The organism is Rhizobium sp. CIAT894 (assembly GCF_000172795.2).
Lineage (GTDB): Bacteria > Pseudomonadota > Alphaproteobacteria > Rhizobiales > Rhizobiaceae > Rhizobium.
The window spans coordinates 535,874-551,717 of record NZ_CP020952.1 but is presented as its reverse complement, the minus strand read 5'-3'; the positions used below and the strand labels follow the sequence as shown (position 1 = coordinate 551,717).

Below are 15,844 nucleotides of genomic sequence, written 5' to 3'. Positions count from 1 at the left end.
CTCAAAAGCACCCGTCGAACCTCCTCCATGAAACGTTTCATTTCTTGTTGACTTTTCCAGCCGGCCGTCTGATGCTCGCCGGCGAAACCGGGAGGAGCGGTTTCAAGCAGGATATGAAACGTTTCATTTCTTGCTTACCAGATAGTTCTGCATCGAGCCAGTCTTAAAATTGGGCAGGAGCCGGCCGGCGAGGTCGGCGGGCGAAAACGCCGGGAAACGTGGAGGAGGAAGATATGAAAGTTGAAATTTACGATGCATTGATGCGCCGTCAGGCAAGCCGCCGTGACGTGTTGCGCGGAACGGCAAGTGCCGCGGCTCTGCTCGGCGTCTCGAGCGCGATCGGCGGGATTCCCGGCATGGCGTTCGCCGCTGATGACGTGCGCGCCCAGATCCTGCAAATCCCCGGCGTCGGTAAGGGATCGCCGACGGATGCGGACTGGCAGAAGGTCGGCGAACTCTGCCTCGGTCCGACCAAGAGCAATGTCAAACAGGGCGAATTCGCCGGCGTCGAGTTGACCTTCATGGGGCTCAACAACCAGAATCTGCACAACTTCCTGTTCCGCGGTTTCCTGAAGCCGTGGGAAGCCTATACCGGCGCCAAGATCAATTGGATCGATCTTGCCCAGGCCGATTACAACGCCCGCCTTCAGCAGTCGATCGCAACCGGCACTGTCGATTTCGACATCCTGGAAATGGGCGCCCCCTTCGAAGGCGACACCGCCGGGCGCGGCCTCCTGGATGAAATGCCCGACTGGGCTGCAAAGCAGATCGAGGCCGACGACCTGGTCAGCTACCTGAAGCCGCCGGTCGGCACCTGGGGCGGCAAGACTTACCGTGTCACGATCGACGGCGACTGCCACACCTTCGCCTATCGCAAGGATTACTTCGGCGAAGGCTCGATCAGCGGCATGGCCGAGCCGCCGAAGACCTGGCAGGAAGTCAACGCAGTGTCCAAGGCGCTGATCGGCAAGACCGATCCGCTGACCAGTCAGCCAGCCTACGGCTATCTCGATCCGCTCAAGGGCTGGGGCGGCTTCGGCTTCTATTTCATCGAGAACCGCGCGACCGCCTATGCCAAATATCCGGGCGACCCGGCCTGGCTGTTCGATCCTGAAAACATGAAGCCGCTGGTCAATAACCCCGCCTGGGTTCAGGCGATCCAGGACGTCCTGGATCTGATTGCCGCCAAGGCCTATCCCGCCGATCAGATCAATGCCGATCCCGGCACCACGGCCTTCTCGCAGTTCCTGGCAGGCACCGGCGCCATGCTGATGTGGTGGGGCGACGTCGGCTCCAGCGCCCGCACCTCGGACACCTCGGTCGTCGGCGACGTGGTCGGTTTCGGCATCAACCGCGGCTCCAACCGCGTTTACAACCGCAAGACCGGACAATGGGAAGACAAGTATAACGAAGCGCCCAATATGGCCTATCTCGGCTGGGGCATCTATGTCACCAAGCAGGTCTCCGGCGACGAGAAGAAGCGCAAGGCCGCCTGGTCCGCCGCTGCCCATCTCGGCGGCAAGGATCTGTCGCTGTGGACGTCGGCCTATCCCTCCGGCTTCCAGCCCTACCGCCAGTCCAACTTCAACTACGACGAATGGGAAAAGGCAGGTTACGACCGCGCCTATATCGAGGACTACCTGGGTTCGAACGCCGACAGCTATAACCATCCGAACGCCGCCATCGAACCGCGCATCCCCGGTATCTTCCAATATTATTCCGTCGCCGAGGACGAATTGGCGAAGGGTTTTGCCGGGCAGTATAAGTCGGCACAGGAGACTGCGGATGCGATTGCCGCCGCCTGGGAAAAGATCACCGACCAGATCGGCCGCGACAGCCAGCTGAAACTCTATCGGGCGAGCCTCGGGCTCTGATCTTTTGACCAAACGCGCTGGCGGGTCGGAAGCGATTTCGCCAGCGCCCTTTCTGTCCGGGCGAGGAATATCATGTCGACAGTCGAAGGCGACCTGCTCCACACGGTCGAAGCCGGCTCCATTTCGGCGAGCCGACGTTTCTGGGGCCGCACGGCCCTGTGGCTGAGCGCCCTGTGGTTCATAACATCGTTCGTCCTGCAGGGTGTCCATGAACTGGGCTGGAGCGATTGGGGCTTCGCCAACTGGCGCCCGGTGCTCTATGCCTATTTTCTCTGGGCCGCCGTTCTTTGCGTCACCCGTGTCGTCATTCATGGCGAGGCGGGCAAGAAGGCGCTTTTTGTTCTGCCGGCCGCACTTTTCGTCGTATCGATGGTGGTGTTCCCGCTGCTCTTTGCGCTGTGGATCGGTTTTTCCGATTGGAACCTCGCCTCTTCGGCAGGCAGGCGCTTCAATGGGCTCGACAATGTCAGGCGGATGATCACCGATCCGTTCTATGCCAATGCCCTCATCAACATGATCCTTTATTGCCTGGCGATTGCCGTCGAATACGCAATCGCCTTCGGCCTGGCGCTGCTCCTCAACCAGGAAATCGTCGCCCGCAAATTCTGGCGCGTGACCTTCCTGGTGCCCTTGATGCTGTCGCCGGTCGCGGTCAGCTGGATGGTCGGCAAGTCGATGCTGGAGACCCGTTTCGGCCCGGTCGCGCGCTTTGCCCGCTGGCTCGGCTGGGAAAATCCCTCCTTCTTCGGCGATCCGCTGACGGCGCGGCTTTCGATCATGATCATGGATGCCTGGACCTTCATTCCCTTCATGATGATCATGCTGCTCGCCGGACTGCAGGCTTTGTCCAGGGAGGTGCTGGAGGCGGCCGAAGTGGATGGCGCCACCAAATGGCAGCGCTTCTGGCAGGTCATTTTCCCGCTGATGCTGCCGGTGTCGGTGACGGCGGTGATGATCCGCATCATCTTCAAGCTCAAGCTCGCCGATATCATCATCACCGTGACGTCGGGAGGCCCCGGCGGGGCGACCGATTCCGTCACCAGTTTCATCTATCGAGAATATCGCGACCGTTCGAATGTCGGATATGGAACCCTGCTCGCGCTGGTCTATCTGGTCATCATCGTCGTCGGCATGACGGGGCTGATGAAGGCGTCCGACCGTGTCGTGAAGCGCATGACGGGAAGGCTCTGATGGTTGGGATCGATTTCGAAAAATACGCGCGCGGCCAGCGCATTCGCTGGTGGGCCATGCGTTTCGTCGTCTATGGCCTGCTCGTCACCTGGGCATTTGTCTGTGTGTTCCCGCTGTTCTGGACGGTGTCCACTTCATTCAAGACAGCCGCCGACGTCATGCGCGGCAATCTGATCCCCTGGTTCAACTTCGCGCCCAGCTGGCTCGGCTGGCGCTCGCTCGGGCTCTCTCCGGATACGATTTTCGAGATCTCGACGGTGCGCGAGGAATTTATGCGCCGGCTCTGGAACAGCGTCATCATCTCGGTCACGGCATCGGCCCTGGCGGTTGTGCTCGGATCGCTCGCGGCCTATGGCCTCAGCCGCTTTTCCTACAAGTTCGGCCATATGCGCAATTCCGACATTTCCTTTTTCTTCCTGTCGCAGCTCATCATGCCGCCCGTCGTTCTCGCTTTGCCGTTCCTGGTTCTTTATAAGGAGCTGGCGCTGCTCGATACCTATGTGGGCATGATCGCCGTCTATACGCTGATGGTCCTGCCGATCGTCGTCTGGATCATGCGTGACCAGTTCGCCACCATACCGGTCGAGCTCGAGGAGGCGGCGCTGGTCGACGGCTTATCGATCTGGGGCGCCTTTGCCCGCATCATCGTGCCGCTCGTTCTGCCGGGCATGGTCGCAGCCTTCCTGCTGGCGCTGATCCTGTGCTGGAACGAATATTTCTTCGCGGCATTGCTGACCTCGACCAACACCAACACGCTGCCGGTGATGATTGCGAGCCAGACGGGCAGCCAGGGCATCAACTGGTGGTCGATGGCCGCCCTTTCCACCGCCGGCATCCTGCCGCTGGTCGCTGTCGGCGTCATGTTGGAAAAGCACATCATTGCCGGGATGACCGCTGGAGCGGTAAAATAGCTGCGGGACGGTCGAAAATGTCAAAGATGCCCACAGTCAAGGATGTCGCCGAATATGCGGGCGTATCCGTGGGCACTGTGTCGCGCGTGCTGTCGGGCGAAGCGGCGGTCAAGCCCATGCTGCGCGAAAAGGTCAACGACGCCATCTCAGCGCTCGGTTACCGGCCGAACGTCACCGCGAGAGCGCTGCGCACCAGCAAAACCGATGTCATCGGCCTCATCGTTCCCGACATCACCAACCCGTTCTTCGCGCAGCTCGCAGCCAGCGTCGAGCGCGCGGCGCTCGAACGCGGGCATAGCCTGATGCTGGCAAGTTCGCATGACGATCGCGAAGCGGAGCAGAGCCACGTCCTGGCGTTTCTCGACCGGTCGGTGCGCGGCATCATCGTGGTGGCTTCGAGCGACAGTCCGGGGCTCCACCTGGAGGCCGCGGTTCCGGTCATCTCGCTCGACCGACGCTTCGGCGCCTTTCCCCTGGTCTCGACCAACCATGCGCAGGCGGCAGCGCTGATGGCGGACCATCTCTACGAGCTCGGGCACCGACACATCGCCTATATCGCCGGGCCGCCTGACACCGAGGCCGGGCGCATGCGCAGGCAAGGCTTCGTCGGTCGCATCGATAGGTTCGGCAAAACAGGCGAGCCGGTCGAACTGGAAATTGCCTACGGCAAATTCGATTACGAATCCGGCGAAAGAATTGCTCGCGATCTGCTTTCACGCCCGCCGCAGGACCGGCCCACGGCAATTGCGGCAGCCAGCGACCAGCAGGCAATCGGCGCGCTGCGTGCGGCGCGCGACCTCAAGATCGATGTGCCGCGCAAACTGTCGGTGACGGGTTTCGACGATATTTCGCTCGCCAATCTCGTCGTTCCCAGGCTGACGACCATATGCCAGCCGGCGGACATGCTGGCGCGGCGCGCGGTCGGCCTTCTCCTCGAGGAACCCTCGGGCAGGCGAGACGAGATGGTCGATGGGTCTCTGGTCGTGCGGGGGTCGACCGGCCCGTGCCCGAAGCCGAAGCCCGATATCAGCAAACATTAAGAATTGCAGCACGGCCGGTGCTCCGGCCACGAGAAAGGGATGGAAGGATCAATGCTCAAGGGAATCAGGGCCGAACTCAACGGCGATATTCTTCAAGCACTTTGCAACATGGGGCATGGCGACTATCTCGTCATCTCCGACATGAATTTTCCATCGGAGTCGATCGCGCGCCAGACGCGTCTGGGCAAGCTGCTGAGCATGGAAAACATTCCGGCGCCGCAGGCGATCGATGCGATCCTTTCCGTCTTTCCGCTGGACACTCCCATCCAGCCTTCGGTGGGCCGCATGGAGGTGATCGGCAAGCCCAACGAAATTCCGCCGCTTCAACAGGAAGTCCAGGCCGTTGTCGACCGCGCCGAAGGCAAGCCGTCGCCGATGTATCCAGTCGAACGGATGGCGTTTTATGAGATTGCCAAAAAGGCCTATTGCGTGATTGCAACCGGGGAACTGCGTTTCTACGGATGCTTCCTTCTGACCAAGGGCGTCATCCCGGCGGAGGAGGCTCTGCGATGAGCGGGAAAAGCGGAATCGTCATTCTGGGTATTTTTGCCGCCGACACAGCCTATAAGGCCAAGCGCCTGCCGCATATTGCCGAGACGCTGATGGGCTCGGGTTTCACGCTTGGGCCGGGAGGCAAGGGCTCCAACCAGGCGATCGCCGCGGCCAAGGCCGGCGGGAAAGTGACGTTTATCTCCCGGGTCGGCAACGACCCGTTCGGCGAAATGGCCCTTGCCGCCTATGCGGCGGCGGGCGTCAAAGCCAATGTGATGAAGATGGACGGCGTTTCCAGCGGTGCTGCCTTCATCTTCGTCGACGAAGTGACCGGGGACAATGCCATCATCGTCGCGCCGGGTGCTGCCGGTCTCATCGGCATTGAAGACGTCGGTGCGAACCGGGCGGTGATCGAAAGCGCGGCTATCTTCATGACCCAGCTCGAACAGCCGCTCGAGGCGGCCATACATGCCCTGTCGATGGCGAAAAGGGCAGGGGTCGCCACGATTTTCAATCCCGCGCCGGCCCGCGCCATACCCGACAGTGTCTATGGCTTGTGTGATTTCATCGTCCCGAACGAAGTGGAGGCAGCCGAATTGGTGGGACATGCGATCGAAACGGATGAGCAGGCACAGGCGGCGGCGCGCACCTTGCTGGATCGCGGAGCAAGAGCGGTGATCCTGACGCTCGGCGCACGCGGCGCCTATTACCACGCAGCCGATCGGAGCGAATTCGTGCATGCATTTTCTGCGGGCAACGTCGTCGACACCACGGGCGCCGGCGATGCCTTTCTGGGCGGCTTCGCGACGGCGATCTCGGAAGGATATGCCCCGGCCGAAGCGGTGCGCTTCGGTTGTGCCACCGCGGCAATTGCGGTGACGCGGCCGGGCACGGCCCCCGCCATGCCCTCGCGCGCGGAGATCGACGCCTTGTTGTCCTCAAGTTGATCGAACGCCGCAAGGCAAACGACGATCCACAAGCACGCGACAGCTAGCCCGATTGCGCAATCCTGTCCGGAAGGCGCAGTTTTGTGTCGGTTAAATACCTGTCGTGACGCTTGAGACGCGGTTGTTAAGCCTGCCTTATTCATCCGGTGCTAGCAGTTGAACTGCAGCGCGTCGCCGACATGATGTCTCCTGCCGGTCTGCTCCGAGGCGCGTCGGCGAACAAGGAAGCCGACAGGTCTGCGGTTTAACCAAGCTCAAACCAGTGCTGCCCTATGATGGGCTCTTACACGTAGTGGAAGGTGGACCTAACGCGGTGAACGGCATCTGGGCGCAATTCGGTGGCAACCTTTCATTCGTCTGCCTGGCGATCTCGCTCTGGGCGCATTTTTCGATCCAGGTTCAGCATCGCTCGTTTCGGCAGGAGAAAATCGCCTTCGGTATCATAACCGGTTGCGCTTCCATCGGATCGATATTGCTGGCGGTCGAATTCCATCCGGGCATCTATATCGACTTGCGTTTTTCACCGCTTGCGCTGGCGGGCATGTTTGGCGGGCCGATCGCGGCGGCTTTTGCCGCCGCACTGGCGATCGCCTTTCGTTTTGCTGTCGGCGGCGCGGCAATGATCGATGGTATCGTGGCAATCGTCGCCGCGACCGGTATCGGCCTGGCGGCGCATTTCTGCGTCCGCAAGAGATCTCCCGGATTTCTGGACGTTGCGATGTTGAGCCTCGCCCTTGGCGTTGCACTTGTCATCTCGATGGCGACGCTTCCCACCCTGGTGAACGCCCATGTGCTCGCCGGCGTCGGTTTTCCCTTAATTTCGCTGAATTGCGTCGCGACCGTTCTGGGCGGCCTCGTTCTCCTGAAGACGCAGGAATGGGAGCTGGAACGAAGCATATTGGTGACCGCATTTTCGCAGTCGCCCGACTATCTCTATGTCAAGGACCGAAACAGCCGCTTCATTACCGTCAACGAGAATATGACTCGTCTCTTTCGTTTCCGGACGACGGCCGAGATGATCGGATTGTCGGACTTCAATCTGATGTCGCGGCCGCTGGCCGAAGAATTATATTATCTCGAGCAGCAGGTCATAGACACCGGCATGCCGCTGATCGACTCGGCCGAGCAGATCGAGGGCAAATCCCTGCTCGCCTCCAAGGTTCCATTGCGGGACAGGCAGGGGCGGGTGATCGGCCTGGCCGGCGTAACGCGTGACATTACCGAGCGTGTCGCCCTGGAGCGGGAGTTGCGCGAAAGCAAGAACCTGCTGTCGCATGCGATGGCGGGCATGTCCGATGGCATCGCCATGTACGACGGCAAGGGTTTTCTTGTTTTTTGCAATGACCAGTATCGCGACGCGTTTCCGCTCTCCGCAGATGCTCGCGTGATCGGTGCCCATATCAGCGATATCCTGCGCCGCGTCGCAGAAACCGGCGAACGGCCCGGTATCCCCGATGATGTGGAAGGTTGGATCAAGGCTGCCGCGGTCTCACTGCACAGCAACAAGGACGAAGAGGTTCAGCTTCACAACGGCGACTGGCGCAGCATCCGGACAAGGCTTGCGGAAGACGGCATGGCGATGGCCGTCGTCTCGGATATCACGGCGACGAAGCAGGCGGAAATCGCGCTCAGGCTGTCGGCCGAGCAGTTGAAGAGCCTGGCCGAGACCGATGGCCTCACCGGCATCGTCAACCGTCGCGCCTTCGACGAAGCCTTCGCGCGCGAAACCGCGGGCAGCGCCAGGAAAAACACGCCGTTCAGCCTGCTGATGGTCGATATCGACCGCTTCAAGGCCTATAACGACACGTATGGCCATCCCGCCGGAGACCAGTGCCTGCGGGTCGTCAGCAAATGCCTGCGCCAATCGGTCAGCCGGCCGGCCGACATCGTTGCGCGTTATGGCGGCGAGGAGTTCGTGGTGTTTCTCCCTGACACCAGCGCCAAAGGGGCAATGATCGTTGCCGAGCAATTCGCGCGTCGCCTCGCCAAGGAAAATATCGCCCATTCCGGCAGCGAATTTTCGCGGGTGACGGCGAGCATCGGCCTGGCCTGCGCAACCGGGGCTGTTCTGCGAACCAATCCGAACCGCCTCCTGACCGAGGCCGACGCGGCGCTCTACGACGCCAAGACCCAAGGCCGCAACCGCATTTTGGCCCATTCGCTCACTGGCGAACGGCATGCCATGAAGGAAGTCGGTTAGGTCACCGTCCCGATCGAGCTGGATCCGATCCGGCTTCGATAGGTTTTTTCTATCGAACCATCGTTGCTGTGGCCTTGATGTTTTTCCCGCTTCGACAATAGAGGAGCGCATGGACACAAAATTCATTGGCAAGAAATCGGCGGCCGCCGGCGGCTGGGGCGCTTTGAAGAGTTGCGGCAAGCAATTGCTGCAAAGCGGCATGCCCATCTCGGGCGCGCGTACCCTGCTGAAGGCAAACCAGCCGGATGGCTTCGATTGCCCGGGCTGCGCCTGGGGCGATCCGGAACACGGATCGTCGTTCGAGTTCTGCGAGAACGGCGTCAAGGCGGTCGCCTGGGAGGCGACGGAGAAGCGGGCAACACCCGCCTTCTTCGCGGACAATACGGTCTCGCAGCTTCGCCGGCTGAGCGACTATGAACTTGAACTCAACGGTCGCCTCACGCATCCGATGCGCTACGATACCGGGAGCGACCGCTACCTGCCGGTTTCGTGGGAGGATGCCTTTGCCGAGATCGGCGGCATCCTGAAGGGCCTCGATACCCCCAACCGCGCAGAATTCTACACCTCGGGCAGGGCCAGCAACGAGGCCGCCTTCCTGTACCAGCTGTTCGTGCGCGTCTACGGTACCAATAATTTTCCCGATTGCTCCAATATGTGCCACGAAGCCAGCGGCATTGCCATGCGCCAGGCGGTCGGCGTGGGCAAGGGCACCGTGCTTCTGGAGGATTTCGAGGAGGCCGATGCGATCTTCGTGATCGGCCAGAACCCCGGCACCAATCATCCGAGAATGCTCGGCGACCTGCGCCGCGCCGCCATCCGCGGCGCGCGTATCGTCGTCTTCAACCCAATCCGCGAGCGTGGCCTGGAGCGCTTCTCCGATCCGCAGGACAAGATCGAGATGCTGCGGGGCGGTTCGACCGAGATCGCCAGCCAATATCTGCAGCCGCAGCTCGGTGGCGACATGGCCGCGGTGCGGGGCATGGCCAAGGCCGTGCTGGCCGCCGAAGACAGGGCGGTCGCCGCCGGTCTGCCCCCCGTGCTTGATCACGCATTTCTGACCGAACACTGCGCGGATTTCCAGGCCTATCGGGCCGCGGTCGAGGCCACAGGCTGGGCTGAGATCGAGGACCAGTCGGGACTGAGCCGCGAGGAGATCGAGCGGGCGGCCGAGGTCTATATCAACGCCGAACGCGTCATCTGCACCTGGGCGATGGGTGTCACTCAGCACCTGCATTCGGTAGCGACGATCCGCGAGATCGCCAACTTCATGTTCCTGCGCGGCAATATCGGCAAATCAGGCGCCGGCCTTTGCCCGGTGCGCGGCCATTCCAACGTGCAGGGCGACCGCACCGTCGGCATCAACGAGAAGCCGGCGGACGATTTTCTCGATGCGCTGGAAAAACACTTCCGCTTCGCCGTTCCCCGCGAGCATGGCCACAATGTTCTGGCCGCGATCGGTGCGATGCTCGATGGCTCGGCCGAAGCCTTCATCGGCCTTGGCGGCAATTTCGCGCGCGCCACGCCCGACAGCGCTCTCGTCGAAAAGGCGCTTCGGCGGCTGAAGCTGACGGTGCACATCGCGACCAAACCCAATCATTCGCATCTCATGCCCGGCGAGGCGGCCTTCATCCTGCCCTGCCTCGGGCGCACCGAGATGGACCTCAACGAAGCCGGCAACTCCCAGCTCGTCAGCGTCGAGGATTCGATGAGCATGGTGCATGGTTCTGCCGGCATCAATCGCCCGGCCTCGCCGCACCTGCTCTCGGAAGTCGCCATCATTGCCGGCATGGCGAAAGCGACGGTCGGCTCCGCCGTCGTCGATTGGGCCAAGCTTGCCGACGACTACGACCGCATCCGCGATCATATCGAGGCCACCGTTCCGGGCTTCGAAAACTACAATGCGCGCCTGCGCAAGCCGCGCGGCTTTCACCTGCGCAATGCGGCTGCGCATCGGGAGTGGGATACGCCGGCAGGCAAGGCGTCATTCTCCTCCGAGCCGCTTCCCGAGGAGACGGTGCATCAGCGTGCACGAAAAGGCGAGGGGCATCGTTTCGCCCTGCAGACGTTCCGCTCGCACGATCAATACAATACGACCGTCTACGGTCTCGATGACCGGTATCGCGGCGTCTACGGTGAGCGGCAGGTCATTTTCATTCACCCCGCCGACCTGAAGGCGATGAACGCCGAGGCCGGCGACCGGGTCGACGTGATCGGCGAGTATGATGACGGCATCGAGCGCATCGCTGAGAATTTCCGCCTGGTGCCCTATGACATTCCGAGGGGCAGCATTGCCGGGTATTATCCCGAGCTGAACGTACTGGTGCCGCTCGGCAGCGCCGGCAAGGAAAGCGATACGCCGACCTCGAAATCGATCATGGTGTCCTTCCGTGGGCGAAACGCCGCGTGAGCGAAAAGGCGCCCGAGATCGATCGGTTTCTTGCCCTCGTCGCGGCCGCGCAAGCCGGGGATGGCAGGCTGACAACCATACAGGCGGGTCTTCTCGTCGCAGCCGAGCTCGGGATTGCGCATGATAGCCGCTCCTTCGCACGCAGGCTGGGGATCGCGCACTCCCTCGTGCTGCGGGAGCTCAACGCCCTGACGGAGCGCAACGGCGTGATCGAGATCGTCAAGCGGGATCCGAAGACGATGAGAATGCACTACACCTTGCCTCCTGCTTCTCGCCGTAAGCACGGCCGGCAAAGCGCTTCGCATTGACCGCCGCACTTGCTGATGACGGGCATTATCGACGGCAGACGCGCTTCCTGGTGTCGGAAGGATATTCCCCATAGGTCGACTTATAGACCGCGGAGAACCGGCCGAAATGAAAGAAGCCCCATTTGAGACAGATCGCCTTCATGGTCTCGGTGCTCTCGGGGTCGAGCAGGTCCTGCCTGGCCGCGCGCAGGCGAAGCGTCAGCAGGTAGGCGGCAGGAGAGGTGCCCCTGAAGGCGCGAAAGCCGGTCTCGAGCGCCCGGCTGGAGACGCCGGCTGCTTCGGCGACCTTCGGCATAGTGATCGGCTGATCGATATTGGCCTGCATGAATTCGATCGCCTTGCGCACATGCCGGGGAGCAATGAGAGCCGGCCCCTTATCGAGAAAATGCGACAGCCGGTTCGGCACCAGGCGCACGACCAGATCGGCGAGCGCCTGCGTCATATGCGCCATGGCGATCGGCGACTGCAGCAGAGGGCCGTCGTCGCGCATGCCGATGGCGATCGTTTCGGTCAGATTGCCGATCGTCCGGCCGACCGGGGTCGACAGATCCAGTTCAGGCAATAGGTCGAGAGAGCCGCTGAACGGTATTTCGAACGTCTGGCCGATCGTCTGGAGGATCACGGACCAGTTGATCAGCAATTCGTCGATGACGTTCGACTGCCCGTGCATGATGACGCTGTCTGGTTCGAAATTATTGTAGAGAAGCAATTTTCCCTGCCCCGCCTCGGCGAGGCGGGATCCATAAGCCACCCCCATGCCGCCGCTGCGTGGCACGACGATCGACAAATACTCTGTCGTATCGACGGTCGGCTCGATATTGAACTGAAATCCCGCCTCGTGATAGCCGGTGAGCAGGACAGCGCTGTCAGCCGCAGAAAAGTCCAATCCCCAGTCGAACTGTTGAGCCCGGCCGACAGGCTCGGCATCGAACGCGCCAAAAGCGCCCCCGAGGGTTTCGACCATATTGTCGAAGGACGAGCCGCGAAATCGAAATGAGAATTGCGGAGTGCTACTGTCTGTCATGCTGCTCCCGTTGTGCAATTCGGTTGCTTCGACTTGCCCTGTTCGATTGCCCGCGCACGACGGAACGAAGGGCGAGCTTCGTGGCGGTGGGCTTGACGCACGTACCTCGGCCAATCATCCAGATCATCGTTCTTCGCTTCGGGCTCATCAGGGCCGGTTGATGGGCCGTATAGTCGATCCGGGCGCCGGGCGCAGGCGTACGTGCGACTGGATTTCCGCCTGATATCGGCATCGAAACCTGGCCCTTGCGCAAACCGATGCAGGCCGAGGTCGGGCGCGGCAAATGTCAAAAATTCAAGCCGTACATAGATTGTCGACAGTTCCCATCACGTCCGGTTTCGCAGCCTGACGGACGAACTGGCAGAACACGGGACAATTGGCAATATGATGAACGATTACGCTGAAGGGCAAAATTTTCGCGTGTGGCCGGAAGGTCACCAACCAATGCGGCGGCGGCGCCGAGATGCATATCTTGCCTGACGCTGTGAGGATGTGCCGCGGTCGCGAGCCGCGCAGTCGCCTGCCGAAGGTTCTATAGTGGACCGCTTAAGATTGCCTTCGGCAGGCAGACATGCATGCAGGCATACGCACGGGATGGTGTGCGGATGTATGATCCCTTCCATCCTTTTTGGGGGTGATGGATGAACGGGCTTGGCTTTGGGACCGCAAACCATCATGGTCCCGGTCGAAGTTCATTTTATTGTTCCGCAGCCATGGAGCAATTGTCGGGTTACGATATTATTCGCCAATCGGTTTTTCGCGACGCAGTCTGGACTGGTTCTGCGCAAAATGTATAGGCAGACGCTGGCTAAGCATGTTCGCGCGGCGGCAGCGGCGCGCTGGCTGCACGAGGCCTTCGATCGTGTCCCAGACTCCGCCTCGCTCATCGAATGCGAGCCGTCGCTGTCGTGATGGCTGGGCGAGCCGGATGGCGACCAATGTGGGTGGTATGAATTGTCGGAGCCGCCGTGCGCACCGATATGGTAGAGCTGCTGGATCGCGATCGCCCCGTTTTGCTTGATCGAGGTTGTGACCTTTCGACGACGATTATTCCGGCGCCATCCACCGCGCGCTCGGAATAGGCGATATGCCGGTCGCCCGGCACACCATTGCTCGCCGTATTTGCCGTATGCGCCCCGAAGACGATCCGATTGCCCAGGATGTGACCGCGCAGGCTGACGGGCGAAAACAGACGCGGGAAGAGTTCCGACATCGCGGTTCCTCAGGCGTCAGGCGACCGATTTTCAGTTCCCAAAAGGCGGCGTGCCCGATATCGCCGTCACCGGCGAAACGGAGACACGGCCGCATTTAAAGTATGTCGCGCAAAAGTGTGCAGCGGTTTTGCGAGAACGACATGCGTAAAACAAAGACCTAAAGCGCGAGGAGCGAATCTGAAAGATTGCGACGCGCTTTAGAGCAGGCTTCAGAGAGCGACCGAGAGGGTGCTGTCGCGTCGGGTGGCCATCCCCTCCTGTGAGTTCACCATCGCACTGGCGAGCTGGCGGAAGGTGACGAGCCCCAAGGTTTCCCCGGAAGGCGAAACCACTCTAGCGTCGCCCTCCGGCGCCGATGACAGCATGCGGACGGCTTCTTCGACCGTCGTTCCCGCCACAATCGCCAGTCCAACCGGCGCCGCACCGGAATGCAGCGGCGTCATCACGGCTTCGACATGGATGACGCGGCCGCGATTGACCTCCTTGACGAAGTTGGCGATGTAGTCGTCGGCGGGCCGCAGAACGATGTCCTGGCTGGTGCCCTGCTGGATGACTTCGCCATCACGCAGGATGGCGATCTGGTCGCCGAGGCGCAGCGCCTCGTCGAGATCGTGGGTGATGAAGACGATGGTTTTCTTGATCTCCTTCTGGATGTCAAGAAGCACCGTCTGCATGTCCGTACGGATCAGAGGGTCGAGTGCCGAATAGGCTTCGTCCATCAGAAGGACCGGGGCGTCGTTGGAGAGAGCCCTGGCCAAGCCGACCCGCTGCTGCATGCCGCCGGATAGCTGGTTGGGATATCTCTGTTCGAAGCCCTTCAGCCCGACCCGCTCCAGCCAGCGCATGGCGACGTCGACGGCTTTGGCGCGCTCCATGCCCTGCACTTCGAGGCCGAAGATGGTGTTGTCGAGCACGTTGCGGTGCGGCAGAAGCGCGAACTTCTGGAACACCATCGCCGTCTGTTGCCGGCGAAACGTCCGCAACTCGGTCTCGTTCATCTTCACGACGTCGACCCCGTCGACCAGCACTTCGCCGGCAGTCGGATCGATCAGCCGGTTGATGTGGCGGATGAGCGTCGATTTTCCCGATCCCGAAAGGCCCATGATGACCTGGATGCGGCCGGAAGGGATTTCGACATTGATATCCCTCAGCCCCAACACATGGCCGTGCTTTTCGTTGAGTTCGGCCTTGGTCATGCCTTTCTGAACAGCATCGACATAAGCGGTGGGGTTGGGACCGAAGATCTTGTAGAGGTGGTGGATCTTGATGCCGCCGAAACGATGCTCAGCCATGGACGGTCTCCCGATGCTTCTGGAGCCTTTTGCCATATGCCTGGCTGACTCGGTCGAAGATGATGGCGATGCCGACGATGGCAAGACCGTTGAAAATGCCAAGCGTGAAATATTGGTTGGCGATCGCCTTGAGCACCGGCTGGCCGAGGCCCTGGACGCCGATCATCGAGGCGATGACCACCATGGCGAGCGCCATCATGATCGTCTGGTTGATGCCGGCCATGATGGTGGGCAGCGCCAGCGGCAGCTGTACCTTGAACAGCTTCTGCGAACGCGAGGTGCCGAAGGCGTCGGCGGCTTCCAGCACGTCCTTGTCGACGAGCCGGATGCCGAGATCGGTCAGGCGGATCATCGGCGGGATGGCGTAGATGACGACGGCGATCAGGCCGGGCACCTTGCCGATGCCAAGCAGCATGACGACGGGGATGAGGTAGACGAAACTCGGCATCGTCTGCATGACGTCGAGGATCGGATTGACGATGCGCTGCAGGCGGTCGGAGCGGGCCATCAGGATGCCGATCGGAATGCCGATAGCGATCGACAGGATCGTGCAGACGAAGATCATCGAGACCGTCCGCATCGTATCGTCCCACATGTCGAAATAGCCGATCAGCATCAGCGTCACCAGACAGCCGACGACGATCTTCAGGCTGCGGCTCGCAAACCAGGCGATGGCAAGGACGATCAGGGTGATGATGGGCCATGGCGTCTGGGTCATGAAACGCTCGGCGGCGATGAGGAAATGCTGCAGCGGCACGAACAGGCTTTCGATGCCGTCGCCATAGGCGCGGGTGAAGCCGCGAAAACCGTCATCGATCGCCTTCTTCAGATTGCGAAGCGCGTCGTCATCCATATGTGGAAACTTATAAAACCATTCCATTCGGTTCCCCTTTTCTTCAAAGAGCCGCGGCAGTCTTTTTGTTTTTATCGGCGAGTGAGAAGCG

At 61.2% G+C, this 15,844-nt stretch carries 12 protein-coding genes and 1 pseudogene; 9 read left to right on the top strand and 4 right to left on the bottom strand.

Annotation, left to right across the window (positions count from 1 at the left end):
• Positions 1 to 233 precede the first annotated feature (233 nt).
• The 9 genes from RHEC894_RS31380 (at position 234) to RHEC894_RS31340 (ending at position 11,370) form a co-directional block, all read left to right on the top strand.
• The gene (locus tag RHEC894_RS31380; protein WP_085740514.1) at positions 234 to 1,874 is read left to right on the top strand and encodes an extracellular solute-binding protein; all 1,641 of its coding nucleotides are present in this window, start codon (positions 234 to 236) and stop codon (positions 1,872 to 1,874) included.
• A 72-nt stretch (positions 1,875 to 1,946) separates the two neighbouring features.
• Positions 1,947 to 3,065 (top strand): sugar ABC transporter permease, encoded by a 1,119-nt coding sequence (locus tag RHEC894_RS31375; protein WP_010069233.1) that lies wholly within the window; start codon positions 1,947 to 1,949, stop codon positions 3,063 to 3,065.
• Positions 3,065 to 3,976, top strand: coding sequence for a carbohydrate ABC transporter permease (locus tag RHEC894_RS31370; RefSeq protein WP_010069232.1), 912 nt, complete (start codon positions 3,065 to 3,067; stop codon positions 3,974 to 3,976). Before RHEC894_RS31375 ends, RHEC894_RS31370 begins: the two co-directional genes overlap by 1 nt.
• Positions 3,977 to 3,993: 17 nt before the next feature.
• On the top strand, positions 3,994 to 5,016 hold the full coding sequence (locus RHEC894_RS31365; RefSeq protein ID WP_085740513.1) for a LacI family DNA-binding transcriptional regulator: 1,023 nt from the start codon (positions 3,994 to 3,996) through the stop codon (positions 5,014 to 5,016).
• Between the two features lie 51 nt (positions 5,017 to 5,067).
• Entirely contained in the window at positions 5,068 to 5,529 is a 462-nt protein-coding gene (locus RHEC894_RS31360; RefSeq protein WP_085740512.1) for an RbsD/FucU domain-containing protein, read from the top strand.
• Complete coding sequence (locus tag RHEC894_RS31355; RefSeq protein ID WP_085740511.1) at positions 5,526 to 6,455, top strand: ribokinase; 930 nt, start codon at positions 5,526 to 5,528, stop codon at positions 6,453 to 6,455. Before RHEC894_RS31360 ends, RHEC894_RS31355 begins: the two co-directional genes overlap by 4 nt.
• Before the next feature lie 313 nt (positions 6,456 to 6,768).
• Entirely contained in the window at positions 6,769 to 8,655 is a 1,887-nt protein-coding gene (locus RHEC894_RS31350; protein ID WP_085740510.1) for a diguanylate cyclase, read from the top strand.
• Between the two features lie 109 nt (positions 8,656 to 8,764).
• On the top strand, positions 8,765 to 11,062 hold the full coding sequence (locus RHEC894_RS31345; protein ID WP_085740509.1) for an FdhF/YdeP family oxidoreductase: 2,298 nt from the start codon (positions 8,765 to 8,767) through the stop codon (positions 11,060 to 11,062).
• Complete coding sequence (locus RHEC894_RS31340) at positions 11,059 to 11,370, top strand: hypothetical protein (protein ID WP_010069211.1); 312 nt, start codon at positions 11,059 to 11,061, stop codon at positions 11,368 to 11,370. The genes RHEC894_RS31345 and RHEC894_RS31340 overlap by 4 nt, the downstream gene beginning before the upstream one ends.
• A gap of 25 nt (positions 11,371 to 11,395) precedes the next feature.
• On the opposite strand, the gene RHEC894_RS31335 is transcribed toward RHEC894_RS31340, so the two are convergent.
• The 4 genes and pseudogenes from RHEC894_RS31335 to RHEC894_RS31320 all read right to left on the bottom strand — a co-directional run bounded on the left by RHEC894_RS31335 (position 11,396) and on the right by RHEC894_RS31320 (position 15,780).
• Entirely contained in the window at positions 11,396 to 12,394 is a 999-nt protein-coding gene (locus tag RHEC894_RS31335) for an AraC family transcriptional regulator (RefSeq protein WP_085740508.1), read from the bottom strand.
• 819 nt (positions 12,395 to 13,213) lie between these two features.
• Positions 13,214 to 13,607: pseudogene (locus RHEC894_RS31330) on the bottom strand (oxidoreductase); the annotation flags it as partial.
• A gap of 210 nt (positions 13,608 to 13,817) precedes the next feature.
• On the bottom strand, positions 13,818 to 14,900 hold the full coding sequence (locus RHEC894_RS31325) for a glycine betaine/L-proline ABC transporter ATP-binding protein (RefSeq protein ID WP_085740507.1): 1,083 nt from the start codon (positions 14,898 to 14,900) through the stop codon (positions 13,818 to 13,820).
• Positions 14,893 to 15,780 (bottom strand): proline/glycine betaine ABC transporter permease, encoded by an 888-nt coding sequence (locus RHEC894_RS31320; protein WP_085740506.1) that lies wholly within the window; start codon positions 15,778 to 15,780, stop codon positions 14,893 to 14,895. Before RHEC894_RS31320 ends, RHEC894_RS31325 begins: the two co-directional genes overlap by 8 nt.
• Between the last annotated feature and the right edge of the window lie 64 nt (positions 15,781 to 15,844).